Source organism: Micromonospora inaquosa (assembly GCF_003857055.1).
GTDB classification, from domain to species: Bacteria; Actinomycetota; Actinomycetes; order Mycobacteriales; family Micromonosporaceae; genus Micromonospora; species Micromonospora inaquosa.
This window is the reverse complement of record NZ_QGSZ01000176.1, coordinates 1-23834: the sequence shown is the minus strand read 5'-3', so window position 1 is coordinate 23834 and position 23834 is coordinate 1. Positions and strand designations below refer to the sequence as shown.

Genomic DNA, 23834 nt, shown 5'->3' with positions numbered 1-23834 from the left:
CCAGGTCGTCGATGTGCACGACCAGTTCCACCACCCGGGTCAGTAGGAAGTCATCGACGTGCAGACCCCAGTCGCCGAGGTCCACGATGCGGTTTGCTGGTTGTGCCGCTCCAGCACCGAGATGGCTGACGCTCCCGGCGTCGCGGCGAGGAAGGTCGCGGTGTGGGTGAGCTGGTTGGCCAGATGACGGGCGAGGCCGCCGGTGGAGAAGTCGGGCAGCGCGCTGGGCGTGGACCATCGCTCGATCAGCATCGGTTCGTGCAACAGGGCTGCGGCGGTTTCAGCGACGTCCAGGAACGCAGGTCGGATCATCGAGTGGACGTTATGCGGGTGCGGCGTCTGTTGTCAGTCCCCTGCTGGGGCCGGTCCGCAGCCGGGGTGAGGCACGAGGCTACGCGGCGGTGGATTCGAGCTGGTCGAAGGCGATGCTCCACCACGATTCCGGATCGGTGAATGCGGACGGGTCGACCCGCGTCAACTCGGCGCGGATGGCCGCCGCGACCTCGGCGCGTGCCCTGCCGCCCGGGTCGGTGGCGATAAGCTGCCCGAGCCTGTAGAGGAACTCGACGAACGCAGCGAACGAGGCGTTGACGTGCTCGAAGTTCGGCGTCGAGAGGTCCAGCAGGATGACCGAGCCGTTCTGCGAGTCAAGGATGTAGAGCATCTGGGCGTCATCGGGCGAGCTGCCGAGGATGACGTACATCCGCGGGCCCTCGTCGCCAATCTCGATCTTCAACTTGCCGAACGGCGTCATGCCCGGGGCGGTGACGTCCGCGGTGAACAGGATCGGCACCTCGACCGGGAGAGCGGCACCGGCCGGCAGGACTCCCGGTGTGAGCACGTCGCCGAGCAGACCGGCCGGGACCTCGATCACGCCGTCGGCGCCCCAGAGCGCGGTGAGTTCCGCCAACGACACGCTCATTCGTCCTCCTGCTCGCCCGGCGTGGTCAGGTCCTGTTCCTCAAGGAACCGCCACCAGTCGTCATCGTCAGAGCCGATCTCGGCGTAGCCCGCGCCGAACAGGTAGTAATCGAGGAAAGAGTCCAGGTCCGGGGCGATCTCCTGGAAAGCCTCGCGCATGAACCACTCGTCGGTGCTGACCTGCGGGAAGTACCAGACCGCGCCGGAGTCGCGCCGCAGCAACAGCGGCTCCTCCTTGAGGCGCCCGAGGTAGAACCACTCGTCGGGCTCGGCGGCGACGCCGGTGTATTCCGGCATCATCTTCAGACCGCTCTGCATACGCGCTGAGGAGGAGATGCCGGGCAGGTAGAACCCACCGGCCGCGATGCTCTCGGCGACCTCCATCAGCTCGCGTACCGGCTGTGGCACCTCGGCCGGAATCTTGTCGGTCGGCGCGCCCGCGCTGATCTCTCCCCAGCTGACGGTGTTGTCCTCGTCCGCCACCAGGTCGGCGCGCAACTCCTCGATGAGTTCCCGCAGATCGGGGTTCAATCCACTACCTCTATTCGGATCGGCGTGCCGTCCGGCAGGTTCATGATCTGCACCCGGATCTGGGTGCCGATGTCCTGGTTGGTCTCGGCGTCCATCAGCTTCAGGTTACTGACCTCGTCAGGACCGCCAAGTTGCAGCTCCCAGACATGATCGGGGTTCTGGTCGCGTACCCGTTGCTTCATCCGCTCGGCCGCTTCACGGTCTTTGGCCTTCTGCGCGTCGCTGCCCTTGTTGTTCTTGATGTACTTGTTGTGGATCTTCCGGATGATCCGGTCCTTGAACCCGCCGGTAATGCTGGTGTCGCGCGCTACCGGGTTCGCCTGCTTGAACAGCTTTTCCTGATCGCTGAGCCGTTTCAGGGCGGCCATCTTGCGGTCGAAGTCGGTGCGGTGGTGTGTGCTCTTACGCTGGACCCGGATGGTGACCTCGGGCAGATCATTGTTGCGCCTCACCGGGGGTGCGGAGGCCTTCTTCACCGCCGCGCCGACGAGTTTGCCCACCTTCGGCTTGGCCGCGCCACCTCGCTTCCGGGGACCGCCCCGGCTAGCCACTTATCAGCTCCGCAATCACCTGGTCGACCAGCAGGCCGACGATCTCCCGCGTGATCATTTGGAAAATCGGGATCTCAGCCAGCGACGCGCCGAAGGTGACGACCGCGGTTGCGATGGCCTGCGCCACCTGGAAGGCAAAGATGGCCAGCTGCACAATCATCTGGATCTTCAACGCGAGCACGATCCCGGCGCAGATGATCAGGCCGGTGCCGACCAGCATCGCCGCCTGAGCGTAGTCCGGCAGGGTACCCGGCCCGCTCTCCGGTTTCTCCCACCACTGGGCGAACGCCTGCATCGCCTCGCCGCTCTGCTTCGACATCACCGCCGCAGCGGCCGCGCCCGCCTCCCCGGAGGCGTCGGCGACCGTCCCGGCGAAGTCGATCCAGGCCTGCCCCATCTCGAACAGCTTCTCCTCGTCACCCTCCGGCCAGGAAAAGCCGATCCAACCGAGGGCGGTGACCAGCTCACCCGGCAGCTGAAGTCCCATCCCTCACCCCAGAATTCCGAGGATGTCGCGCATCGCGTTCGCGGTTTCGCGCTCAACCGACTCGTAGTTGTCAGCCATCGCGGTCAGATCGCTGCCCGCCGCGCCGATCTCCTCGGCAGCCACACCGATGCAGTCCAGCACCCAGGCCGAAACTCCGGTGTAGACGCCCCCGATCAGCGAGCCGATGTCGTCGCCGCCCCAGGGCTCGCCGTAGCCGGCCATCTGCGCCTCGAAACTCTCGAGCTGCCCGATGAACCGATCGGCCGCGCCGATCACCTGATCAGCGCCGGCTCGCAGGGCTGCGGGCTCCACCTCGAAACCGCTCACCGGTCAGCACTCCCGCCGGACATCCGGGCCTGCGCCTCGGTCAATGCCTGCAGAAACGTGCTCAGCCGCGGCACGGCCGTATCCCTGACCTGCTGCAGCTGCTCGGTGAGCTGCGTAAGGTCCGCAGCACCCGGCGCGGAGACGCCGCTACGCATGGAGTCGATCGCCGCATTCACCGCCTCGACGATCCGGTCACACAGCTCGGCGGAGCCCCGGCGCATCAAGCGCGGATCCACGGTAAGCGACGAAAGCCGACCGTCGGCACCGAACTCGGCAGAGACATGACCATCCGCTGCCTCGCCGATCCGCCGCTGCCGGGCGACTTCCTCGTCTTCCGGCTGTGGGCTCACCGCCCGAAGGGCACCGACAGTGGCATCGAGCATGCTGGCGAAGTCCCCACTCGCGTCCCGTGACATCGACATAGATCGCCCTCCCGATAGTGCTCGAACATTCGCGAGCATACGGATACGGGTCAAACCACGCCGCCCTGAGCACTTCGACCTCTACTGGGAGGTCACGCCGCACCGCTCGACCGCATCACCACAGGTCGAAGCCCCCGTCTCTCTGTCCAGCGTCGGTGAGCACTTCGGGCGCGGTGACGGGTCGTCAGAGCTCCCATGGGCGTGGGAACCGCGGGCACTGTCAGTGCGGCACGCCGGCCGGGAACTCCTCGACCCCCAGCACGCGCAGCAGCTCAAGCTTCTCCCGGGCCTCGGCGTCGGCCGGGGTCAGCACCAGCAGCTGCTGGCCGAGGTCGGGGGTGACCAGGGTTTCGCAGTCCATCGTGATGCGGCCCACGCGCGGGTGCATGAACGTCTTGCGGTCGGCCCGGCGCACCGCCACCTCGTGCTCGGCCCACAGCCGCCGGAAGTCGTCGCTCGCAGCCCGCAACCGTTCGATCAGGCCCGTCACAGCCGGGTCGCCGGCCCGCCGGCCGGCCACCGCGCGCAGGTCGGCGACCTGCTGGCGGGCGTGCCGCTGCCATTCCTCGGGGCCGTGGAGGTCGCGGATGACCGGGTCGGTGAAGTAACGGTAGGCGACGTAGCGGCGGTCGCCAGTCAGCCCGGTGTGGTCGCCGCTGAGCAGGATCGACATGCGGTTCTGCGCCAGGACCTCGCCCAGGTCGGACAGGACCATGGCGGGGATATCGCCCACCAGGTCGAGCAGGCGGACCAGGCCGGCCCTGGCCAGGCGGGCGATGCCGTCGGCGGGCGGCGGCTGGTGGCCGGCCAGGTGGAACAGGTGGCTTCGCTCGTCGTCGGTCAGGCGCAGGGCCCGGGCCAGGGCACCGAGCAGCTGGGTCGACGGCTGGCTGCTGCGGCCCTGCTCAAGGCGGACGACGTAGTCGACGGACATGCCGGCGAGCATGGCGACCTCCTCGCGACGCAGGCCGGCGGTGCGGCGGCGGGGGCCGTCGGCGATGCCGACCTCGGCGGGGCGGATGGTCTCGCGCCGGCGCCGCAGGAAGTCGGCGAGCTGCTCACGCTGCATGCCTCCATGGTGCCCCGGGGACTGGGCACCGAGCCAGGGAGCGGCGCTCCCACGATAAGCGCTCCGCTGTCGGCGGGCCGGAAAGCGGCGCAGGGTGGAACCGAGATCGACCGATGAGGGAGAGTTTCGATGCAGACACGCACTCTGGGTAACACGGGTCCCAAGGTTTCCGCGGTGGGGCTGGGGGCGATGAGCATGTCGGGCGCGTACGGCCCGGCCGATCGCGAGGAGAGCATCGCCACCGTACGGGCCGCGCTGGACGCGGGGGTCACGCTGGTCGACACCGGCGACTTCTATGGCATGGGGCACAACGAACTGCTGCTGTCGGAGGCGTTGCGGGGACGCGACCGGGACAGCTATCTGCTGAGTGTGAAGTTCGGGCAGCAGGTGGGGCCGGGCATGCGGTTCGCCGGTCAGGACTCCCGCCCGGCTTCGGTGCGGAACTTCCTGAGCTACTCGCTGACCCGGCTCGGCGTCGACTACGTGGACATCTACCGGCCGGCCCGGCTCGACCGGTCGGTGCCGATCGAGGACACGATTGGCACGATCAAGGAGATGATCGACGCCGGTTACGTGCGGTACGTGGGGCTCTCCGAGGTTGACGCGGAGACCGTCCGGCGGGCGCACGCCGTACATCCGGTTGCTGATCTTCAGATTGAGTATTCGCTGCTGTCGCGGGCGGTCGAGGCCGACGTGCTGCCCACGCTGCGGGAGTTGGGCATCGGGCTGACCGCGTACGGGGTGCTGAGCCGTGGCCTGCTCTCGGGGAACTGGGTGCCGGGGCGGCCGGACGATCACCGTAACCACAGTCCCCGCTTCTCCGCCGAGAACGCGTCGCACAACCTCACCCTGGTGGAGGCGTTGCGTCGGGTCGCCGACGCGAAGGGGTGCACGGTGGCGCAGTTGGCGATCGCGTGGGTGGCGGCGCAGGACCCGTCCATCGTTCCGCTGGTCGGTGCACGCACCCGGCAGCAGCTGGCCGAGGCGTTTCCGGCGCTGGACGTGAAGTTGTCGGCCGAGGATCTCGAAGAGATCGAGGCGGCCGTGCCGAAGGGTGCCGCACTCGGTGACCGTTACCCGGCGGCGTTCATGTCGAGCCTCGGCGTCGGTAACTAGTGCCTCGTCAGGCAGCCATGAACGGGTAGTCCAGGCAGCGGATCTCGGGCTGGTCGCGAATCCGGACCTCGGTCGGGCTCGTTGGTTGCGCCAGCGGATGTGGTCACCGATGTGGACACCGTGACTACCTCAAAACCGGCGATCCGGTCCTGTCTCTACCTTGCATAAGCCCTGGGGATGTCCGGCCGCCAACAGCGGCCGGACATCTGAACTATGGGAAAGATATTGGCGTATCTGGGTATAACTTGCGCCCACCCTCATGCACGCATTCGATCAAATCCGGGCGCCTTTCTGTCGGCACGGCTCGCAATATGCCTTCCGGGCTCTTTTCCTCGTTCGCAAGCCGTACGCCCCTGGCGGCGAGGCACTTTCGAATCGTGTCCAGCAGATCTGGTGACACGTAAGGTGCGTGGGTTTTCCGGAAACGCTCCGCCGCAGCATCGAGGTGAGTTGCCCGGCACCGGCGGGCAACGCTCATCTTTTCGTCGAGCGTCAGGTCAGCCGATGCGTACCCGAGAATCATCTCGTCGTTGCCGATCGGATCCCAGCCGTCGTTGACAAGGGTGACCTTCGACGCGCTGAGGCAGGTTTCCAGTCGCCGGACCGCAAGTTCATATTCCGCCCGGTCCGACTCCTCGCCGGACGACCCCATTGCGGGGACGGACGGTGCGACTTGCGTAGATGCCGTTACTTTGTCCGGCTGAGGCTGCCCGGCATTCGTCGAAGACGAGCAGCCCGCCACTCCCAGGATCAACGCAGCCACGAGGAGGCTCCTACCAGCCTGCAGGATGACTGCAGCCGACCGGCCGTCATGTGGTTCGGAGCCGGTTCTCACTCCTAGTGTGAACACCCGTAGGACTCGTTCTCCTGAGTCTTGTGGCATACGCTCCGGAAGCTCGAGCCAGCCGGCGGGGAATCCGCGACGTAATCGGCCTGGTGAAGTTCACGAGTGACGATCCAGCCGTCCTCCTCGTAGTTCACCAACAGCCACGCGTGCCCCGTGCAACTACCCGATACTTTCTGGGTCCAGGCAACTTGGTGGTTGGACGTCACGCCACCCGTGTAGCGGCAGCCGCTGCGGATCCTTTCCCAGGTGCCACTGTGCGCGGAAGCCGGCTGGACGGCAACCAGCCCACCGACGGCTACGAGGCTTGAAATTAGCGCCGCCCTGACCAACGTCCTGCCAATTTTTCTCACGACACACCTCCAGCGACACGACTATCGAATCTCGACAGCCTGATGTGAGTGTGCGGGGGCATTAGGTCAAATACGGTAGATTCCCATGGCCGATTTGCCGAATTGAAAATCCGACGGTATCGAAACGGCAGCTTGTAGCCGCACTCCACGCATACCACATTGACGTTGTTGCTGGTGAATCTAAGGCCCCCGCTGATCTAGCCGGCCCTGATGGTATCCACAGAGATCAGTGGGATACAACCCCCGGGTCTCAGCAGTCCGCCCACCACTAGGTGGTGTCCACGACGACGCACCTACCCTGCTTTGGCCAGCGGCAGGCCCCGAGCGCTGCTGCCATCCCGGTGCTCCTACAGGTGTCAAGCCGCGACCTTGACCAGGGTCGTAACGGATTGCGATCTTGCCTCCCATCTGTGCCCAGCCTTCCCCCGAGGGCTGCCCACAGATCCCGGAGCATTCGCCCGAGCGGCTGGCTCGTCGGTGGTCACCGGCTCGGTGCAGTGAGGGGCAGCGGTGAGCTTCCACTTTCTGGCAGGCTGCGGTGGTGATCATTAGCTCGCGCAAGGTTGGGCGCATCACCGCAGCAGTGCTCGTCGCGACGCTATGTGGTGCCTGCGGAACAGGTCGCCGAGACGCCGTAGCGGAACCTCCACAAGAGGCGACATCGTCCGCGTCGGCGGCACCGCAGCATGAGAATCGAGCCTCGACGCCGGATGGATCCGTCGTGCTGCCATGGGTCGCGGCGGTCGTCGCTCGCGATGACACCTCGATCACCGTGGCCACCGGCATAGACAGCGCAATCTGCGGAGAGTCCACGCGTTCCCCCGAGGCGACGATCACCCGTCAGGACGAAACCCAGGTGGTCATTTCGGTGACCACGAGCATCGTGCGAGCAGAGGAAGAAGTATGCGCCACCACCGGTGACGCTGCGCCCGCTTTCGTGTCGCTGCAGAAACCCCTCGGTGACAGAGTTCTGCGCGACGCCACCACCACCCGGCCGCATCCGACCTACTTTCAGCGGGATGTGCCGGACGTCCTTGCAGACAAGCGGTGGGATCCTTCCGGAGGACACCTGCGACCCGACGAACGCTGGTTTCAGAGCTTTCGCGACCCTGGCGGCACAATGCTGCTCCTCGACGCGCAGCCCACAACCAGAGTGCACCGGCCCGCCACTATCGCCACGGTCCCAATCCGCTCACAGCAAGGCATCATCACTACCTACGGCGCACCAGGCTCTTGGACGGTCTGGTGGGAGCTCGGGCAGGTCACCTACTCCCTGTCGCTTATACCGCCCGAGAGCCACGGCTTCACCCTGAAACAGTTCAAGCAACAACTCGCCGGGCTTAGGTGGAGTTGATCGGGCCACGCTGATAACACCAGGCAGGCATCCTCTCCGCCTAACGCCGTCGAACCTGTGCCATCCCGATGCTCCTATGGACGTCAAGCTCCGTCGGCCGCTGCCTCGCCAGCGGGGCTTGACCTGCGCCGTTCCTAGCCGACCTCGACGTCCATCCCAGAGTCCCCATGCAGGTGCTGAGGCACCCCGCTGCTCCCAACCTGCTCCCCCCCAACCGGGCTCACACCGGGCCGCCGACCGATCGTGAGCTGCCAGCCCACTGCCTTGGTTGGCACCAGCGGTGGCTCCCGCAGCCGCATCGGTCGACCGGGGAGCACGCCCACGATCGCCGCGCCTTGTCAGCGGCAATAGCGCGCGTCCCGATGAGCCAGGCGGCCGCAGCGGTCAACTCGGTTGTCGTGACCGCTGCGGTCGGGCGCCCTCCGGTGGATGGCGGTTCACCAGGGCACGGGCGTCCCGTCCCAGGAGAGGAATTCACCCGTGGGGCCGTCGTCGGGTAGCAATGCCAGTCGGACCGCGCCGGCCGCGGCTTCGGCCGGGTCTCCGCCGCTGGCGGCGGCGGTCACGTTGAGATCGGTCTTGCGCAGCCCGGGCGCGAGGGCGTTCACCTTGAAGCCGTCGGCGGCGAGCGCCTGGGCGTAGAAGACCGTCAGCGCGTTCAGTGCGGTCTTGGACGACCGGTATGCGGCGAGTGAGCCCGTCGCGGGGAACTGCGGCTGCGGGCCGGTGCTCCAGCCCAGTGATCCGGTGCCACTGGAGATGTTCACGATCCGGGGCCGGGCGGAGCGACGCAACGCGGACAGGAACACGTTGGTGGCCGCGACGACCCCGAACACATTGGTTTCATAAGTACGGCGGAAGGCGTCGACGTCGGTCTCGGTGGCCGGGTTCAAATCGATTGAGATGCCGGCGTTGTTGACCAGGACGTCCAGGTTTTCGACCTGACGGGCGGCTTCGGCGATGCTCTGGGCGTTGGTGACGTCGAGGATCAGTAGTCGGGCGTCGCCGCCGATCTCGTCGACGGCCTGCTGTCCCCGTAGCGGATCTCGGGAGCCGACGTAGACGGTGAGCCCGGCGGCCGCGAGCTGCCGCGCGATCTCCTTACCGATGCCCTTGTTGGCACCGGTGACCAGTGCTGTGGAATCGTTCATGGGGTTCATGATGTCGACGATGCCGTCGGCAAACCGGCGCATCCAGGGACAACCGGTACCTGGCAGTGGAGGAGGTGCGATGGCCAGACAGGAGCTGGCTCGGTTCCTGCGCGAGCGGCGGGACGAAATGGGCCCTGCCGACGTCGGCCTGCCCGCCGGCCCGCGCCGCCGTACCCCCGGCCTGCGCCGTGAGGAGGTGGCCCGGCTGGCACACATGTCCGTCGATTACTACACCCGCCTCGAACAGGCCCGAGGCCCCCACCCGTCGCCACGGATTCTGGAGGCCCTCACGGAGGCGCTGCGGCTGTCGCCGGCCGAGCGGACCCACCTGTTCCGGCTGGCCGAGGCGAGCCCGACACCGCCTGCCGGCCCGGTACGCCAGGTCCGCCCGTACGTGGTCAACCTGCTGCGCCGCATCCCCGAAGCGGCGGCCGTCGTCACCGACGCCAGCTACGACGTGATCGACTTCAACCCGCTCGCCGACGCCCTGCTGGGTGACCTCAGGCAGGAGCCCAACCTGGCCCGCCGACGGTTCCTGGGCCTCAACGGCTACGAAAGCTCCAGCGCCGAGGAGTTCGGTCACATCGCGGTGGCGCGGCTACGCGCCGCCGCCGACCGCTACCCCCGCGACGAGCCCATCGCCCGCCTCCTGGCGGAGTTGCGCGCTAGCAGCACCGAGTTCACCGAGATCTGGAACACCAACCCGGTACGCGCCCCTGGCCATCGGACCAAGACCATCACCCATCCACAGCTCGGCCCGCTGCGCCTCAACTGTGACGTGCTGGCCATCCCCGACGACGACCAGCAGGTCGTCTTCATCACCGCAGACCCCGGCAGCCCCACCGCCCGCGCCCTACGCCACCTGACCGCCAAAGTCTGACGCAACCACTTCGCCAACCTGCACCCAATCTGCTCCCCCATTGCCAGGGTCGCGCCAGCCACAACAACCGCGATGACTGGGCGACGGACGCGGATGGTGTCGTTTGCTAGGCAAGCGGACTTTCTGCCAAGGGCCAGTGACAGCAGGGCGCTGTCACCGACCGCGCCCGCCGTGAGCGGGCTTGGCAGGATGCACGGGTGCCCGTCACCCCCCGCCTTATGGCGTCCTTCCGGGTCCCGGCGAACGCTGCTCGCGTACCCGGTTCCGATCACACCGCCGACACGCCCGCCGTCCAGCGGTGGCCGCGCCGCCGGCTCGTCGTGATCCGGCGCGATGACGAACTGTTGGCATACGACCTCGGACGGCTCATCGCCGGCGACCACGCTCCCGCAGCCCGGTTCCCGGCACCCTGGCCCCGCCGAGCCGGCGGCATCGATGCGGTCAGCCCCACCATCGACCTGGCGGTCTTCAGCGGCGAGCACGCACTACACGCGGTCGACGCCGCCGGCGCGCTGCGCTGGAGGGTGTGCCACGCATGCTGGGCCCCGTCCTGCTTGTCGCACCACAACTCCTACCAGGAGTACGCGGACGACAAGGAACACCGCAACCCCGATTCGGGCTCCTGCTGGATCAGCGCGGACGGCTCGACGGTCTGGGCTCACGTACGCACACCGCTGCCAGATGACGCCGAGTCGGAACTCGACGAGGAGTGGCTCGTGCTCGACGCCGCCGACGGCCGCGTCCTGGGACGGGCCTCGACCGACACCGCAGCCGCCGGCTCCCACCACATCCCCCACCCCGCCCCTGGGCAGATGGGCCTCAGCGTCGGCGAGGGTCAGGACGGCGTCCCGCTGCTGTGGGGTCGGTGGGACGGTGCTCGACTCACCGTCACCCGCATCGGGGATGACGACCGTTGCCTCGTCGACGTCAGCCCCTGCGGGACGCGGCTCCTCACGATCTCTCACTGGGGATTGGAGCCTGCGATCCATCGCCTTCCCGACGGCGCGGTGACGCACGAGATCACCACCGACCCCCGGCCTCAAACGCCGCCAGACGCGGAGGAAGAGCTCTCCTGGGGCTACCGGTGCGGCTTCGTCAACGAGCACACAGTCATCGCGAGCACCAGCGACAGGAACGAGCAGCCACGGCACTGGCTGATCGACACGGCACGGGGGAACATCCTCGGCCAGGTGGAGTATCCGAAACCGGTGTCGGGAGACCCGATCGCGCTCGGCGACAGCACCTGGCTCACCTGCGGCGAGGATTCCTTCCAGCTTCTCCTGTGGAGCCCACAATGACCTCCCCACTGAGTTAACTGCACCAGACGGGCCACTTGATCATGGTGCAGTCCACCATGACTCAGGGAGCTGTCGTTGGATCTGCGTTTGCTGTTGATGGACGGCCAAGGACTCGGGCGGGCCGTTCGATCAACTTGACATGCTGCTTCTGCAGCTCGTCGGCGGCTGGTAGTTCCTTCACGCCGAAGAGGTCATCCACCGGCCGCCGGCCGGCCGCATGAAACGCCGGCTCCGGCCCGATGCTGGGCAGGTGCCTTGCCGGTTCGTCCATGCGTTCCGGGTATAGGTTCGAGGGGTGGATGTGGTCGCCGCCTGCCGGGCCTTCGTCGCCGTCAGCGGCCACGGCAGCTTCACGTCCGGCGCCGCCGCCGCGGGCATCCCCCAGTCGGTCGCCAGCCGCCGCATCGCCGCGTTGGAGGAGCACTTCGGGGGGCGGCTGTTCGACAGGTCGTCCCGGGCGGTGCGGCTGACGCCGTTCGGGCAGGACATGCTGCCGTCGGCCCGGCGCCTGGTCGACCTCGCCGACGCGATGGCCGACGACGCCGAGCGGGCCCGGCTGCGCCCGCTGCGGGTCGCCGTACCCGAGATCTGCCCCCCGCGCCGCCTCGCCGATCTGGTGGTCGCGGCGCGGCGGCAGCGGATCCACCTGGAGGTACGGCCGGCCGGCCCGCAGCAGCGCGAAGAGCTCTGCCGGACCCCGGAGGTCGGCGCTGCCATCGTGGCGGTTCCGGAGGCGACGGCTGCCTGGCGCGTCCCGCTGGGGCTGGCCGCCCGTACCCCCTTTCCGGCGCCGACGGTGTTCCTGGAGACGCTGCGCAGCGGCCGGGCCCGCACGCAGGCACGCCGGCGCATCCTGATCCAACCCGAGGACGACGTCGCGCACCTCCGTGACCCGCTGACCCGCGTCGGCCAGGCGGTTGGCCTGGCACCGGCCCAGGTGACGGTCGCGCTTTCGCTGGTCGACGCCGCGGCGGTAGCCCTCGGCTCCCCCGACTTGCTGCTCTGCTCCCGTGAGCAGGCCGAGGACTTCGCGCTGCACTGGTGCCCGCTCGCCGGCCCGCGGCTCCTGCGAGGCTATGACGTCGCGGCCGGCGTACGCGAGGACCTCGATCAGCTCAGCACGGTCCTGTACGCGGACATCGCACGCTGCCTGGGCGCCTCCGACGGCCACGAGAGTCGGACCGAGGGGTCGCCACCCGGCGGCCCGTCGACCGGAGAGCCGACGTGAGCGCCACCGCGGTCGTCCGCAACGCCCAGGACCTGCTCGACGAGGCGGGGCTGCACGGTGCCTTCCTGGTCCGCGACCTCGACACCGGCGCGGAGATCGGCTTCGACACGGAGACCCCGTACCCGGCGGCGTCGCTGGTGAAGATCCCGCTGGCGGTCGCCGTGCTGGAACGGATCGCGCGCGGGGAACTGGACCCGGCGACACCTGTCGACGTCCCGCCCGGCAGGGTCACCACACCGGGTCCGACCGGGCTGAGCCGCTTCCGCCACCCGGCGCGGATCGCCGTGGACGACCTGCTCTACCTGAGCACCTCTATCAGCGACAATGTCGCGGCCGACGCCCTGTTCGACCTCGTACCGCCGGCGGCGGTCGCCGCCGAGCTGCAGCGACTGCGCGTCGACGGCATCGCCGTGCGACACCGGGCGAGCGACCTCGCCGACACGCCGGCGGAACGTCTCGGCCCCGACGAGGTGCACCTGGCCCACTCCCTCGCCATCGGCGCGGTGACCCCCGGGCAGGGCCACCCCGTCGCCCAGCTCGACGTCAGCCGCGCCAACACCGGGTCGGCCCACGCCTTCGTCGACCTGCTGCACGCCCTCTGGCGGCCCTCGACGATCCAGGAGGCCACCGCCAGGCGGGTACGCGCCCTGCTGGGTGACAACCTGCACCGGCAGCGGCTCGCCCCGGACTTCACCTCCGATGCCTCCCGCTGGTCGTCGAAGACCGGCACCCTGCTGCACCTGCGCCACGAGGTGGGGGTGGTGGAGCACGCCGACGGGCAGTCGTACGCGGTCGCCGCGCTGACCGCCTCCCGGGTGCCCGCCGCCGCCCAGCCTGGCAGCGAGGCGACGATGGCGCAGGTCGCCCGGTCGCTGCACGACCACCTGCGCACGGGCACCCTGCCCTGGTGGGGTTAACCGGCGTTCGTGGCCCGGGCCCGCCGCTTCGATGTCCGCACTCCCGGGCATTCCTTGCACCGCTCATCGCCCCCGACGGGCAGTGCCGCCCCGTTGACTACCGCACTGCGACGTCTCGACGTACGCGTCGCGCGGGGCTCAGCTGGTCAGGTCCGTCGGCGCCGGTGCGAAATCGATGCGTGGCTTGCCCTGCATCGCCGCCGCCAAGCTCTCGTACACCGGAGGGTTGATGCCGTCCCGCTGCTGGTGCCCCATCTTGACGGTGGTCTGTGGCCAGTCCGGGTCGGTCAGGATGCCGGCCACGGCGTACTGCTTGGTCATGGCGACCATGGAGGCGTAGTTCTCCGCGTCGGTGGTGCCGGTCTTGCCGGCGACCGGAGCGTCCACGGCAGCCTTCACCTGCGCCGCCGTACGGCTGCCGCCGCACCGGCTGGTGGCGGAGTCGTCCCCGACGGGGCAGCGGGCGGCGTCGACGGCGGCGCGAGCCACTCCGGTGCTCACCCGCTTCTCGCAGCGCGGGCCGGCGACGTCCACGGTCCCGCCGTCCGGACCGCGAATCGCCTGCACGGGAATCGGCTCACAGTAGGTGCCGTCCACGGCCAGCGTCGCGTACGCGTTGGCGAGTTCCAATGGGGTCGTGTCGGAGACGCCCAGGGTGAACGCGCCCCAGTCGTGGGCGGCCTCCCGGTCGGCGGCCCACCGGTCCTCCCGGTCGACCCGGAACCGGATGCCGAGCCGCTTGGCCACGTCGACCACGTTCTCCGCGCCGATCTGCTGCTGGAGCGGGACGAAGTAGGTGTTGGTCGACCGGGCGAACGCGCTCCACATGGTCAGCACGCCGCCGGCCTTCTTGTCGGAGTTCGTGGGGCAGTAGAGATCGGTTCCTGGACACGCGGTGGGGCTCGCACGATCGATGACGTACTCCGAGCGGAACCGCTGCGGCGCGTCGATGGTGTAGCTGAGCGGGATGGCCTTCTCCAAGGCGGCGACGACGGTGAAGATCTTGAAGGTCGATCCGGCCTGGTAGCCGGTGATGCCGTCGCCGCCGGTGAGCAATGGGTTCATCGTGTTGGGATAGCTGCCCGAGACGCCCTTCGCCCGCTGCTTCGGGTTGCTGTGCGGCCCGTTGGTCGGGTTCCTCGGGTTGTCGGGCCGGAAGGTGCGGTTGACGGCGAGGGCACGGACGCGGCCGGTGCCCGGCTCGACCACCGCGACCATTGCGGCTTCCTTGCTGTTCACGCTCTTGGCCTTGCGGACCGCCGTGTCGGCGCCGCGCTGCACCTGCACGTCGAGCGAGGTGACGATGGTGTAGCCGCCGCTCTTCAGCCGGCGCTCACGGTCGTACCTGGTCGAGCCGAACGTCTCCTGATCCATCCACCAGCGGTAGAAGTAGTCGCAGAAGAAGCCCCACTCGTTGACGTTCGCGGCGACGCAGCCGTTCGGGGTGCGCTTGTCCTTCACCACCAGCTTGGTCGCCTTGGCGGCGTCGGCCTCCTGCTGGGTGATGGCCTTGATGTCGACCATGTTCTGGATGACGTAGTTGCGCCGATCCAGCGCGAGCGGGTAGCCGAGTTCGGTGGTCGGGTCGTTCGTGGTCGGCGCCTTGACCATGCCGGCCAGCAACGCCGCTTCCTCGATCTTCAGCTTGCTCGGCGGCTTACCGAAGTAGACCTGGCTGGCGGCGTAGATGCCGTACGCGCCGTTGCCGAACGAGGCGAGGTTGAGGTAGCGGGTGAGGATCTCGTCCTTGGAGAATTCCTTGTCGACCTGGAGGGCCAACCGCATCTCGCGCAGTTTGCGGGCGCTGGTGTCCTCGGTCGCCGCGACGACGTCGGCCGGGTGGGTGGCCGAGTAGGCGATGGCCAGCCGGACGTACTGCATGGTCAGCGTCGAGGCGCCCTGCCGACCGGAGCCCTCGCTCTGGTTGTTGACGAACGCGCGGGCGACACCGTTGATGTCGACGCCGTTGTGCTTGTAGAAGTCATGGTCCTCGGCCGCGATGATGGCCTTCCGCATGTACGGGGAGATGTCGGCGAGCCTCACGTCGCGTCGGTTCTCGTCATACATCGTCGCGAGCGGGGTCTTGCCGTCCGAGGCCAGCAGGTAGCTGATCTGCGGCGCGCGGGCCACCGCCAGCTCCGTGGGCAGGGCACCGAATGTCTCGGCGCCGGCTTTCGCGGCCAGGCCGGACATCGCCACCGCGGGGAAGGCCGCCGCGGCGACCACCACGCCGGCCAGCAGGCCACACACGAGTAGCGATGCGGCGTTGGTCAGCACATTGTGGTCACGTTTCCGCATCCAGGTCACCTCGATCCATAGGGGTGCGGGGCGGCAGCGGCCCGCCGGTCGCCGTTCCAGGCCCGGCCGGATCCTCCATCGCTGCCACCCCACGGTGTCCGACTCGTCCGGGCGGGCGCTCGGCGAGGAGTAGGGCGCCGGTCGACCGATCACCAGCCGGCCATCACCACCTTGGTCGCCTCGGCGATGAGGGCGTTGTCGTAGCTGGCGTCCTTCTGGTCACGGCTGGACAGGACGGCGAGGACGATCGGCGCCCGGTCCGGGGGACAGATCACCGCGATGTCGTTGCGGGTGCCGTACCCGCCGGCGCCGGTCTTGTCCCCGACGACCCAGCCGTCCGGGACACCGGCGCGGATCAGCTCACCGCCGGTGGTGTTGCCCTGCAGCCACTCGTTGAGGATGTCGCGGTCCGCGGGTTCGAGGGCGTCGCCGACGGCGTACGCCCGCAGGTCCTGGGCCAGGGCCCGCGGGGTGCTGGTGTCCCGCCGGTCACCTGGCTTCGCCTCGTTGAGCGCGGTCTCGTAGCGCGCCGGATCGGTGACCTTGTCCCCGACCTCGCGCAGTTCCTTCTCGAACTTCTGCGGTCCTCCGAGCTGGCGCACCATCAGGTTGCCGGCGGTGTTGTCGCTGTACCGCACGGCGGCGTCCGCGATCTCGCGCAGCGTCATGCCGTCGCCAACGTGCTGCTCCGTGATCGGCGAGTAGGTCACCAGGTCGTCCGCCGAGTACCGCACCACCCGGTCCAGCTCGGCGTCGGTGGTCTCGTCGAGGATCTCGGCGGCGGCCAACGCCTTGATCGTCGAGGTGTACGCGAACCGTTCGTCGGCCCGGTACTGCACGGTCCGGCCGGTGCCGGTGTCGATCGCGTAGACCCCCAGCCGCGCGTCGAACCTTTCCTCCAACTGCCGGAACTCGTGGTCCCGGTCGGCGGCGGCGGGTGCGGTCGCCGTCGGTGTGCTGTCCCGCGCCGGCTGTTCGGCGGCATCGGCGGGACTGCAGGCGGCCAGGGACACCACTGCCGCCGTGGCCACCAGGCGGTGTGCCGCAAAAACCATGATCGCTCCCTGTTGATACGTGGACCGGCGCCGGACAGCGCCGATCGGACAGGACTCGACCCTGACAGGGATCCAGCATGCGGTCGAAGACGGAACTGGCGGGGTTCATGCCGATCTGGCATCGCCAGCGTTCTGCGGTGAGGTCCCGGTTCAGGTCAGGTGGTGAGCCACCCGCGCTTTCATGGAGCTAAGGGGTCGTCATCTCGGGCTCTCTTTGGTCGGCGCTGGTCAGCTGTTTGGTCCTTCTGTGCGACGTGGTGTCCGCGTCCGCGCTCGTCCGCTGTCGGTCGCCGGTTTGGCTGCTCGTTTGGCTGCTCAGCACTGGCAGAGGCCGTCAGGCTCACCGGCCCGGCTGATCGGAACTAGCATTCGCGCCATGACGACCGCCGACGTAGAACCGCCCCCTGCACCAGGTTCTTCCGGCCGGGCCTTGGCGCGTACGCAATTCGTCCTGGCCGCCGTCTACATCGGCGCCATCGGCGTCGCCATCGGTCGGGCCGCATCCTTCTCCGGGTACCTCTACCTGCCTCATCAGGGCGACGAGCACACCGGTAACGCCAATCTCTGGCCGGGCCTCTGGGCGCCCACGGCGCTAGCGATGATCGTCGTGATCGGCGTAGCGCCGTACATCGCTGCAGCGGCAACGCTCGTCGCCGTCCCCCGGCTCCTGACGGCCACGATGCGGACCTCCGTGCACCGGCGAAGCCTGATCCTCAGCACGATTCTCACGGCCCTCGTTGCCGCCTCCTCGTTGACTCCACCGGTCAAGACGCTGCTCGGCTGGCTCGTCGACTAGACACGCTGGCAGCTTGCCGGTCTCATCTTGCGCCTGGCTGGCCGCGTCGCCCCCTGCTCGCGCCACTGGCCGCCACCTTGAGCCAGCCGAATTCGAGCCGCGACGTTCTCGCGCACAAGATCTGGGCGCTTCGTCCGGCGGGGTCCGTCCGCGTCGTTGGCCTTGGACAATCGTCCGCACACCCCAGCTGCGGCAGGTCTACCGGGGCGACGCCTACCAGGTCGTGCGCTGCGGCCTGACCGGCGGCAAGGGTGTCCCCGCCTCGGTGGGCCGGCACCCGGTCGTCTTCGCCACCTTCACCGCCCCGTCCTTCGGCGCAGTCCACCGGCACGTCGCCCGCCACACTGCCGCAGCTGGCAGCGCTGCGCGTGATCGTCGGTCGGCCGTAGAAGGTCTGGGCGTAAAACGCCCCCGGCACGAACGGGCGGCACAGTTCCTTGAAGTCCGACGGCAGCGCGACGCCGAGCTCGGCTTCCACCTGCTCCCAGCCGACACGATCCTCGGGCTCCTGGCGCCATCCGGTCACGTCGATAATCCGGTCGATCGACGTCAGCTGATCATTCACGGCTGGCAAAGTAACAGCAGAGGCGGATTTATCATCGCCAGTCATCGCTCGCTCGCCTACCGTTGCTGCACTTAGCTGCTGTACGACAGCAGAAAGGCCACCTCCCAATACTGGGAAGTGGCCTTTGACCTGCGTGGGCGATGCTGGTATCGAACCAGCGACCTCTTCGGTGTGAACGAAGCGCTCTCCCACTGAGCTAATCGCCCTCAGCGCCACTGACTCTACCCGATCGTGGAACCGGACCGGAAATCCGGGGTCAGTGCGTCGCGAGGTACTGCATCGCCTCGGCGACCACGTCGATGCCGAGGCTGTACTTGAGGGACAGCCAGACCACCGTGGCCACGAAGACCAGGCCGACGGAGCCGAGCACGATTCGCACCAGCAGCGATTGTCTCGTCACCCAACGCGTCCAGCCGTGGACGTGGCGGCGGGTGAAGCCGAGCAGCCTGCGCGCCCAGTGGTATTCGACGGCCCAGATGCCCAGGCCGGCGATCACCAGCAGCCAGCCCGGCCCGGGGAGCGGGATGAGGGCGATGCCGATGGTCACCACCAGCGCCCCGGCGATCGCGATGAAGATCTTGAGTGCGATCCGGCCGGTGGGGTTGGCGCGGATGAGGTCGAGGGTCAGTGAGATCCGCTCGCGCCAGCGGGGGCGGCGCGGTGGGTCCTGCACGGCGATTCCGGCACCGGCGTCGCGACCAGCTTCGGTGCCGCCACCGCGACCGGCACCGCTGACGCCACCGCGACCGGTGCCATCACCACCGGAACGACCGGCGTCGGACGCCGGCCGACCGGCCCGTTCGGGCTGCTCCTTCGGCACTCCGTACCCCCGCTTTTCGGCTGCTCGGACCGCGACTTTCGGCGGGCCGGGTGCCGCCGACGCATCCACTGAGGATTGCTTCGTCACCATTTCACCCCCCAGTGTCGCTCGGGCCCGTCACTGCAACGGCCGACTGGACGTTACCGGAGTAAGTCGACGACTGAGCCACCCGATACCGGGCGGGATCACGCACTGGGCAGAACCGGAAATCCTACATGAATGCTCACATTCACGCGGCCTTTCCGTCCCCCTTCCCACCACTGGGTGAAGTCAGCGTATGGCGGAGCGTAGCCAGGAGTAGCACCTGAGTATGGGAAAAGCGGGACACGCGCGTTCCGCAGCGGTGCCGGGGGGAGAACGTCCATGAGTGTCATCCGACCGACGACCGTAGAGGTCGAGACGTCGCTAAGGCTCGTCGCACCTGACGCCACCGCCTTGCCGGTGCGTGCCAGTCTGCGTTACGACCCTGCTGACCCGTATGCGGTCCATGTCCTGTTCCATGCCGAGTCGGCCGGGGGCGAGGCGGTGAGTTGGTCGTTCGCTCGCGAACTACTGGTCACCGGCCTGGACGAGCCGGCCGGCATCGGGGATGTGCGGGTCTGGCCCTGGGCCACACCGCGCGGCGATTTCGTCGCGCTGGCCCTCTCGTCACCGGACGGCAACGCCCTCTTCGAGGTGCCGCGCAGCGTCCTGGTGCGTTTCCTTCGACGGACCTACGTCGTCGTCCCGCGCGGCCGCGAGGCCGAGCACCTGGACGTCGACACGGCGGTGAACCGGCTGCTTGCCGGTCGCTGACCGCCCGAACGGGCAACACCGGCCACACCGGCGCCGCGCGGATCTGCCGAGTCCGCGCGGCCCCGGCACACACCCGGGGGGTACGCGGACAGCGCCCCTCGGGTCGGCCGGTGTTCAGCCGTGCGTGGTGATGCCGCCGTCGACGGGAATGACCGCTCCGGTGAGGTACGCGCCGGCGCGCGACGAAAGGTAGATGGCCGTGCCGGCCATGTCCTCGGGGCGCCCGATGCGGCCCAGCGGCACCTGTTGCTCGATGGCGGCCCGGCTCGCCGGGTCGTCGAGCGCGAACGCCATCATCTTGCTCTCGAACGGGCCGGGGGCGATCGCGTTGACGGTGATCTGCTCACCGGCGAGTTGGTGGGCGAGGCTGCGGGTGAGCATGTGCACGGCGGCCTTGGTGGCCGAGTACGCGTACACCTCCATGAACGGCACCCGGATGCCGTCGATCGACCCGATGTTGATCACGCGGGCCGGGTCGTCGGCGCTGGCGGCGGCGCGCAGCGCCGGCAGCAGCGCGGTGGTGAGCCGGAAGACGGCCTTGACGTTGACCGCCCAGAGCTTGTCGAACGCGGCCTCGGGGTAGTCCTCCAGCGGTGCGCCCCAGGTCGCGCCGGCGTTGTTGACCAGCACGTCGAGGCGACCGAAACGCTCGCGCACGGTCGCGGCCAGCGTCTCGGCGCCCGCGTCGTCGCTGAGGTCGGCGGGGATGGCCTCGCAGCGCCCCTCGGCGGAGAGGGTGGTGGCGACCGCCGCGCAGACGTCCGCCTTGCGCGACGAGATGATCACGTGTGCGCCGGCCCGGACGAAACCCTGGGCGATCATCAGCCCGATCCCCCGCGACCCGCCGGTGACCAGGACCGTCTTACCTTCGACCGAGAACAGCTGCGTCATGCCCATCCCATCGCGAGTCGGCGGGGGCCGCCGGCCGGTCGGGGTGTGCGGCGGATGCCGGGTGGGCCGCGGACCGGAAGGCGCTACCGCCGGGTAACGTAGCCTGGCCGCCAGGACCGGGACAAGCCCGGGGCGCACCGCGGATTTCGGCTCGAACGTCGATCGGGATGCGGTGACCTGCGGTTCGGGCTACCGTCGCAGGCGATGGTCTCCACCGATCCCTCCCCCGCGCCATCGATCGGAACGGCGTCTCCCGTAGCCGACGAGATAGCCACGTTCGCGCTGGCCGATCTTGCCGGTGATCCGGGCTGGCGTCGGCCGGTGATCGTCGAGCGGGAACTGCTGATTCTCACCACGCGTGGGCACGGCGACGCGGAACTCGACTTTCACCTGCTGCCCTGCCGGCCCGGCACGCTGCTGCGGGTCCGCCCCGGCCAGGTGTTGCGCTGCGCCGGCCCCCAGTTCGACGCCACAGTGGTCGCCTGGGATCCCGAGGCGCTGCGCGGCTTCGACGTCGACCTGACCACGGCCGCGACCTGGCGGCAGTTGGCCGGTGAGGACGAGGACGCGGTGATCAGCGAGGTCAGCCAACTGGCGGTGGACTGTCGGCGGCACCCCGACGGTCCCACCACTCGCGTGCTGCTCCGGCATCAACTGGCCGTGCTGCTGCTGCGACTGGCCCTGGCCCACGCCGACCGGTCGCCGTCCCGGCCCGAGGACGAGACGTTCCACCGGTTCCGCCGCGAGGTGGAGCACGGGTATCCGTACACCCGGCGGGTGGAGGACTACGCTGTCGAGCTCGGCTGCTCGGTGCGGACCCTGACCCGGGCCTGCCTCGCCGTCACCGGTCGCAGCGCCAAGCAGGTCATCGACGAGCGGGTCGCGTTGCAGGCCGGCCGGTTACTCGCCACGACGGATCAGCCGATCGCCGAGATCGGGCGGCGGCTCGGCTTCTCCGAACCCACGAACTTCGGCCGCTTCTTCACCCGCGAGGTCGGGGTCAGCCCCGGCGCGTTCCGGGCCGCACGGGACCAACCGGCGGTCGGCCGGGTCGTCCGACCTCGACCGCCGGCCGAGCCGACCGGTGCCAACGGCGGCCGGTTCCGCCCCGGCACCCCCGGTGAATCCGCCAACGGCGGGCACGCCACGAGACCGGGGCCGCCCGCCGCAGGGCCCGGGGTCACCGGGCGGGCATGATGGCAGGGTGCAGATCTCCGCGCGCGGCGACTACGCGGTACGGGCGGCGTTGAGCCTCGCCACCGCGTACCCCTCGCTGCTGTCCACCCAGGCCATCGCCGCGGAGCAGGACATGCCCCGCAAGTTCCTGGAGGCGGTCCTGGCGGATCTGCGCCGGGCCGGCATCGTCCGCGCCCAGCGCGGCGCCGAGGGCGGCTACACCCTCGCGCGCCCGCCCCGCGAGGTGACCGTCGGCGCGGTGCTGCGCGCCGTGGAAGGCCCACTGGCCGGGGTACGCGGGCTGCGCCCCGAGGAGACCCGGTACGAAGGCTCGGCGGAAAACCTGCCCGGCCTGTGGGTGGCCGTCCGCGCCGCCGTGCGGCGGGTCGTCGACGAGGTGAGCCTCGCCGAGATCGTCAGCGGTCGACTGCCCGCGCACGTCCGCAAGCTCACCGCGCTGCCCGACGCGTGGGAGCCGCGCTGACCTTGCGCCCGCTCACAGCGTCCGCACCACCTCCCCGGTGCCGAGCCGGGGCAGCCGCTCCGCCCAGGCGCCCGGGCCGGGGTGGCCCAGGTTGAGCAGCAGCAGCGCCTCGTGCCGGCCGTCGGGGAAGAACTCGCGGGTCACCCCGGCCGCCTCGAACCCGGCCATCGGGCCGGCCGCCAGGCCGGCGGCGCGTACGCCCACCAGCAGGTAACCGATCTGAAGGGTGGCGCTGAACCGGGCCTGCTCGGCGCGCGCCGCACGGTCCGCCAGCCAGTGCCGGGCCTGCGGCCGGTGTGGGTACAGCTCGGGTAGCCGTTCGTGGAAGTCCACGTCGGCCGCGAGGATCGCGGTCAGCGGAGCGCTGGCCGTCTTCGCCCGGTTGCTCGACGAGACGTACGGCAGCAGCCGGGCCCGGGACTCCGGCGAGCGCAGCAGCAGCACCCGCAGCGGCTGACCGTTGTACGCGGTCGGCCCGTACCGGATCAGGTCGTGGATCGCCGCGACCTGGGCGTCGGTGACCGGCTCGTCGGTGAACGTGTTCGCCGTGCGGGCCGCCCGGAACAGCAGGTCCTGGGCGGCCCGGTCCAACGCGAGCAGGTCCGGCGCGGTCGGTGCCGTCACCTCGGCGAGCCGGCGGTGGTGTAGCGACCCCGGTGGTGCACCAGCGGTGCGCCGTCGCCGCCGTCGCCGAGCGCCAGCGGCTCGGCGATCACCAGCGTGTGGTCCCCGGCCGGAACCCGGTGCACCACCCGGCAGAGCAGCCGGGCCAGCACACCGCCGAGCAGCGGAACGCCGAACGGTCCGGACGTCCAGTCCGGGTACGCGGCGAACCGGTCGATGCCGCTGGTGGCGAAGACCGTGGCGGCCTCCCGCTGCCCGGCGCCCAGCAGGTGCACGGCGACGTGCTCGGCGCGGGCCAGCACCGGCCAACTCGACGACGCCGTCCCCAGGCAGAAGGAGACGAGCGGCGGGTCCAGCGACACCGACGTGAACGAGGTGGCGGTGAACCCCGCCCGGCTGGGCGCGCCGACCCCGCCCAGGCAGGCCGGTTCGGTGGCACGGGCGACAGCGGTGACCACTGTGACGCTGCTGGCCTGCCGGCGCAGCAGAGCGCGGAACAGGTCAGCGTTCACCGGTCGCAGCTCGACGATGTCCGCCGAGGGCCGTTCCACGGTGGTCATGCCGGCACCAGGGCCGACGCGGCGTACGCGCTGGCCGGTCGGGGCAGCCCGTAGTGCTCGCGCAGCGTCCGACCGGTGTACTCGGTGCGGAACAGCCCACGGGAACGCAGCACCGGCACCACGTGGTCGACGAAGTCGGCGAGCCCGCCGGGCAGGTACGGCGGCATGATGTTGAACCCGTCGGCGGCGCCCTGGGTGAACCACAGCTCGATCTGGTCGGCGACCTGCTCCGGCGTACCGGCGACGACCCGGTGACCCCGGCCGCCGCCGAGCCGGCCGATCAGCTGCCGGACGGTGAGCTGTTCCCGGCGGGGCCCCTCG

The 23834-nt window shown here is 69.4% G+C and carries 25 protein-coding genes, 1 tRNA gene and 3 pseudogenes; 11 read left to right on the top strand and 18 right to left on the bottom strand.

The features are described 5' to 3' along the window. Window positions 1-39: 39 nt before the first annotated feature. From DLJ59_RS37315 to DLJ59_RS10020, 8 genes are all read right to left on the bottom strand, one after another. Window positions 40-312: a hypothetical protein gene (locus DLJ59_RS37315; RefSeq protein WP_244235938.1), complete on the bottom strand. Its 273-nt coding sequence runs from the start codon at window positions 310-312 to the stop codon at window positions 40-42. Between the two features lie 79 nt (window positions 313-391). After that, on the bottom strand, window positions 392-922 hold the full coding sequence (locus DLJ59_RS10050) for an SUKH-4 family immunity protein (protein ID WP_124772228.1): 531 nt from the start codon (window positions 920-922) through the stop codon (window positions 392-394). Beyond that, the gene (locus DLJ59_RS10045) at window positions 919-1452 is read right to left on the bottom strand and encodes a hypothetical protein (RefSeq protein WP_124772227.1); all 534 of its coding nucleotides are present in this window, start codon (window positions 1450-1452) and stop codon (window positions 919-921) included. Before DLJ59_RS10045 ends, DLJ59_RS10050 begins: the two co-directional genes overlap by 4 nt. Then, window positions 1449-1952 carry an endonuclease gene (locus DLJ59_RS10040; RefSeq protein ID WP_244235937.1) on the bottom strand — a complete coding sequence of 168 codons (504 nt, stop codon included), beginning with the start codon at window positions 1950-1952 and terminating at the stop codon, window positions 1449-1451. The genes DLJ59_RS10045 and DLJ59_RS10040 overlap by 4 nt, the downstream gene beginning before the upstream one ends. Before the next feature lie 43 nt (window positions 1953-1995). Continuing rightward, a complete protein-coding gene (locus tag DLJ59_RS10035) occupies window positions 1996-2490 on the bottom strand; it encodes a WXG100-like domain-containing protein (RefSeq protein ID WP_124772225.1) in 495 nt (164 codons plus the stop codon). 3 nt (window positions 2491-2493) lie between these two features. Beyond that, window positions 2494-2817 (bottom strand): WXG100 family type VII secretion target, encoded by a 324-nt coding sequence (locus DLJ59_RS10030; protein ID WP_124772224.1) that lies wholly within the window; start codon window positions 2815-2817, stop codon window positions 2494-2496. Then, entirely contained in the window at window positions 2814-3200 is a 387-nt protein-coding gene (locus tag DLJ59_RS10025) for a YbaB/EbfC family nucleoid-associated protein (protein WP_244235936.1), read from the bottom strand. The genes DLJ59_RS10030 and DLJ59_RS10025 overlap by 4 nt, the downstream gene beginning before the upstream one ends. A 259-nt stretch (window positions 3201-3459) precedes the next feature. Continuing rightward, window positions 3460-4308 (bottom strand): helix-turn-helix transcriptional regulator, encoded by an 849-nt coding sequence (locus tag DLJ59_RS10020; RefSeq protein ID WP_124772222.1) that lies wholly within the window; start codon window positions 4306-4308, stop codon window positions 3460-3462. A gap of 129 nt (window positions 4309-4437) precedes the next feature. Between DLJ59_RS10020 and DLJ59_RS10015 the strand changes: the two genes are divergently transcribed. After that, window positions 4438-5424: an aldo/keto reductase gene (locus tag DLJ59_RS10015; protein WP_124772221.1), complete on the top strand. Its 987-nt coding sequence runs from the start codon at window positions 4438-4440 to the stop codon at window positions 5422-5424. A 211-nt stretch (window positions 5425-5635) separates the two neighbouring features. Here DLJ59_RS10015 and DLJ59_RS10010 read toward each other — a convergent pair whose 3' ends face one another. Next, window positions 5636-6187 carry a hypothetical protein gene (locus tag DLJ59_RS10010; RefSeq protein ID WP_124772220.1) on the bottom strand — a complete coding sequence of 184 codons (552 nt, stop codon included), beginning with the start codon at window positions 6185-6187 and terminating at the stop codon, window positions 5636-5638. A 1155-nt stretch (window positions 6188-7342) separates the two neighbouring features. On the opposite strand from DLJ59_RS10010, the gene DLJ59_RS10005 reads away from it, so the two are divergent. Next, entirely contained in the window at window positions 7343-7975 is a 633-nt protein-coding gene (locus tag DLJ59_RS10005; protein ID WP_124772219.1) for a hypothetical protein, read from the top strand. A gap of 437 nt (window positions 7976-8412) precedes the next feature. Here DLJ59_RS10005 and DLJ59_RS10000 read toward each other — a convergent pair whose 3' ends face one another. Beyond that, complete coding sequence (locus DLJ59_RS10000) at window positions 8413-9126, bottom strand: SDR family oxidoreductase (protein WP_124772218.1); 714 nt, start codon at window positions 9124-9126, stop codon at window positions 8413-8415. Window positions 9127-9205: 79 nt separating this feature from the next. Here DLJ59_RS10000 and DLJ59_RS09995 point away from each other — a divergent pair, with 79 nt between their 5' ends. From DLJ59_RS09995 to DLJ59_RS09975, 4 genes are all read left to right on the top strand, one after another. Beyond that, complete coding sequence (locus tag DLJ59_RS09995) at window positions 9206-10006, top strand: helix-turn-helix transcriptional regulator (RefSeq protein ID WP_124772217.1); 801 nt, start codon at window positions 9206-9208, stop codon at window positions 10004-10006. Between the two features lie 197 nt (window positions 10007-10203). Continuing rightward, window positions 10204-11304: a hypothetical protein gene (locus tag DLJ59_RS09990; protein ID WP_208648616.1), complete on the top strand. Its 1101-nt coding sequence runs from the start codon at window positions 10204-10206 to the stop codon at window positions 11302-11304. A gap of 295 nt (window positions 11305-11599) precedes the next feature. Next, on the top strand, window positions 11600-12532 hold the full coding sequence (locus tag DLJ59_RS09980) for a LysR family transcriptional regulator (protein WP_124772215.1): 933 nt from the start codon (window positions 11600-11602) through the stop codon (window positions 12530-12532). Then, window positions 12529-13449 carry a serine hydrolase gene (locus DLJ59_RS09975; RefSeq protein WP_124772214.1) on the top strand — a complete coding sequence of 307 codons (921 nt, stop codon included), beginning with the start codon at window positions 12529-12531 and terminating at the stop codon, window positions 13447-13449. Before DLJ59_RS09980 ends, DLJ59_RS09975 begins: the two co-directional genes overlap by 4 nt. 150 nt (window positions 13450-13599) lie before the next feature. Here the strand turns inward: DLJ59_RS09975 and DLJ59_RS09970 are convergent. Then, a pseudogene (locus DLJ59_RS09970) lies at window positions 13600-15747 on the bottom strand (transglycosylase domain-containing protein); the annotation flags it as partial. 149 nt (window positions 15748-15896) lie between these two features. Further along, entirely contained in the window at window positions 15897-16802 is a 906-nt protein-coding gene (bla, locus tag DLJ59_RS09965) for a class A beta-lactamase (protein ID WP_124772213.1), read from the bottom strand. Between the two features lie 376 nt (window positions 16803-17178). Here bla and DLJ59_RS09960 point away from each other — a divergent pair, with 376 nt between their 5' ends. Both DLJ59_RS09960 and DLJ59_RS38060 read left to right on the top strand, forming a co-directional pair. Beyond that, entirely contained in the window at window positions 17179-17598 is a 420-nt protein-coding gene (locus DLJ59_RS09960; RefSeq protein ID WP_124772212.1) for a hypothetical protein, read from the top strand. Window positions 17599-17786: 188 nt separating this feature from the next. Continuing rightward, window positions 17787-18238: pseudogene (locus DLJ59_RS38060) on the top strand (replication initiator); the annotation flags it as partial. 59 nt (window positions 18239-18297) lie between these two features. On the opposite strand, the gene DLJ59_RS09950 reads toward DLJ59_RS38060, so the two are convergent. After that, window positions 18298-18369, bottom strand: a tRNA-Val gene (locus DLJ59_RS09950). Window positions 18370-18419: 50 nt separating this feature from the next. After that, window positions 18420-19052, bottom strand: a complete 633-nt coding sequence (locus tag DLJ59_RS09945; protein ID WP_425271406.1) for a PGPGW domain-containing protein — start codon at window positions 19050-19052, stop codon at window positions 18420-18422. A 294-nt stretch (window positions 19053-19346) separates the two neighbouring features. Between DLJ59_RS09945 and DLJ59_RS09940 the strand changes: the two genes are divergently transcribed. Beyond that, window positions 19347-19778, top strand: coding sequence for an SsgA family sporulation/cell division regulator (locus DLJ59_RS09940; RefSeq protein WP_007457244.1), 432 nt, complete (start codon window positions 19347-19349; stop codon window positions 19776-19778). Window positions 19779-19892: 114 nt separating this feature from the next. Here DLJ59_RS09940 and DLJ59_RS09935 read toward each other — a convergent pair whose 3' ends face one another. Continuing rightward, the gene (locus DLJ59_RS09935; RefSeq protein WP_124772210.1) at window positions 19893-20669 is read right to left on the bottom strand and encodes a glucose 1-dehydrogenase; all 777 of its coding nucleotides are present in this window, start codon (window positions 20667-20669) and stop codon (window positions 19893-19895) included. A 204-nt stretch (window positions 20670-20873) separates the two neighbouring features. On the opposite strand from DLJ59_RS09935, the gene DLJ59_RS09930 reads away from it, so the two are divergent. Continuing rightward, window positions 20874-21866 (top strand): helix-turn-helix transcriptional regulator, encoded by a 993-nt coding sequence (locus tag DLJ59_RS09930; protein WP_124772209.1) that lies wholly within the window; start codon window positions 20874-20876, stop codon window positions 21864-21866. Window positions 21867-21873: 7 nt separating this feature from the next. After that, window positions 21874-22329: an RrF2 family transcriptional regulator gene (locus DLJ59_RS09925; protein ID WP_030333674.1), complete on the top strand. Its 456-nt coding sequence runs from the start codon at window positions 21874-21876 to the stop codon at window positions 22327-22329. A 12-nt stretch (window positions 22330-22341) separates the two neighbouring features. Here DLJ59_RS09925 and DLJ59_RS09920 read toward each other — a convergent pair whose 3' ends face one another. The 3 genes and pseudogenes from DLJ59_RS09920 to DLJ59_RS09910 all read right to left on the bottom strand — a co-directional run. After that, window positions 22342-22953 carry a malonic semialdehyde reductase gene (locus DLJ59_RS09920; protein ID WP_124772208.1) on the bottom strand — a complete coding sequence of 204 codons (612 nt, stop codon included), beginning with the start codon at window positions 22951-22953 and terminating at the stop codon, window positions 22342-22344. Then, the gene (locus DLJ59_RS09915; RefSeq protein ID WP_124772207.1) at window positions 22950-23513 is read right to left on the bottom strand and encodes a flavin reductase family protein; all 564 of its coding nucleotides are present in this window, start codon (window positions 23511-23513) and stop codon (window positions 22950-22952) included. The genes DLJ59_RS09920 and DLJ59_RS09915 overlap by 4 nt, the downstream gene beginning before the upstream one ends. Further along, window positions 23510-23834, bottom strand: a pseudogene (locus tag DLJ59_RS09910) (LLM class flavin-dependent oxidoreductase); the annotation flags it as partial. The gene DLJ59_RS09915 and the pseudogene DLJ59_RS09910, both read right to left, overlap by 4 nt.

Coding starts and splice junctions, on each gene's coding strand:
- DLJ59_RS37315 (WP_244235938.1), bottom strand. CDS start 312: ATGATCCGACCTGCGTTCCTGGACGTCGCTGAAACCGCCGCAGCCCTG.
- DLJ59_RS10050 (WP_124772228.1), bottom strand. CDS start 922: ATGAGCGTGTCGTTGGCGGAACTCACCGCGCTCTGGGGCGCCGACGGC.
- DLJ59_RS10035 (WP_124772225.1), bottom strand. CDS start 2,490: ATGGGACTTCAGCTGCCGGGTGAGCTGGTCACCGCCCTCGGTTGGATC.
- DLJ59_RS10025 (WP_244235936.1), bottom strand. CDS start 3,200: ATGCTCGATGCCACTGTCGGTGCCCTTCGGGCGGTGAGCCCACAGCCG.
- DLJ59_RS10020 (WP_124772222.1), bottom strand. CDS start 4,308: ATGCAGCGTGAGCAGCTCGCCGACTTCCTGCGGCGCCGGCGCGAGACC.
- DLJ59_RS10015 (WP_124772221.1), top strand. CDS start 4,438: ATGCAGACACGCACTCTGGGTAACACGGGTCCCAAGGTTTCCGCGGTG.
- DLJ59_RS10000 (WP_124772218.1), bottom strand. CDS start 9,126: ATGAACGATTCCACAGCACTGGTCACCGGTGCCAACAAGGGCATCGGT.
- DLJ59_RS09995 (WP_124772217.1), top strand. CDS start 9,206: ATGGCCAGACAGGAGCTGGCTCGGTTCCTGCGCGAGCGGCGGGACGAA.
- bla (WP_124772213.1), bottom strand. CDS start 16,802: ATGGTTTTTGCGGCACACCGCCTGGTGGCCACGGCGGCAGTGGTGTCC.
- DLJ59_RS09960 (WP_124772212.1), top strand. CDS start 17,179: ATGACGACCGCCGACGTAGAACCGCCCCCTGCACCAGGTTCTTCCGGC.
- DLJ59_RS09940 (WP_007457244.1), top strand. CDS start 19,347: ATGAGTGTCATCCGACCGACGACCGTAGAGGTCGAGACGTCGCTAAGG.
- DLJ59_RS09935 (WP_124772210.1), bottom strand. CDS start 20,669: ATGACGCAGCTGTTCTCGGTCGAAGGTAAGACGGTCCTGGTCACCGGC.
- DLJ59_RS09930 (WP_124772209.1), top strand. CDS start 20,874: ATGGTCTCCACCGATCCCTCCCCCGCGCCATCGATCGGAACGGCGTCT.
- DLJ59_RS09915 (WP_124772207.1), bottom strand. CDS start 23,513: ATGACCACCGTGGAACGGCCCTCGGCGGACATCGTCGAGCTGCGACCG.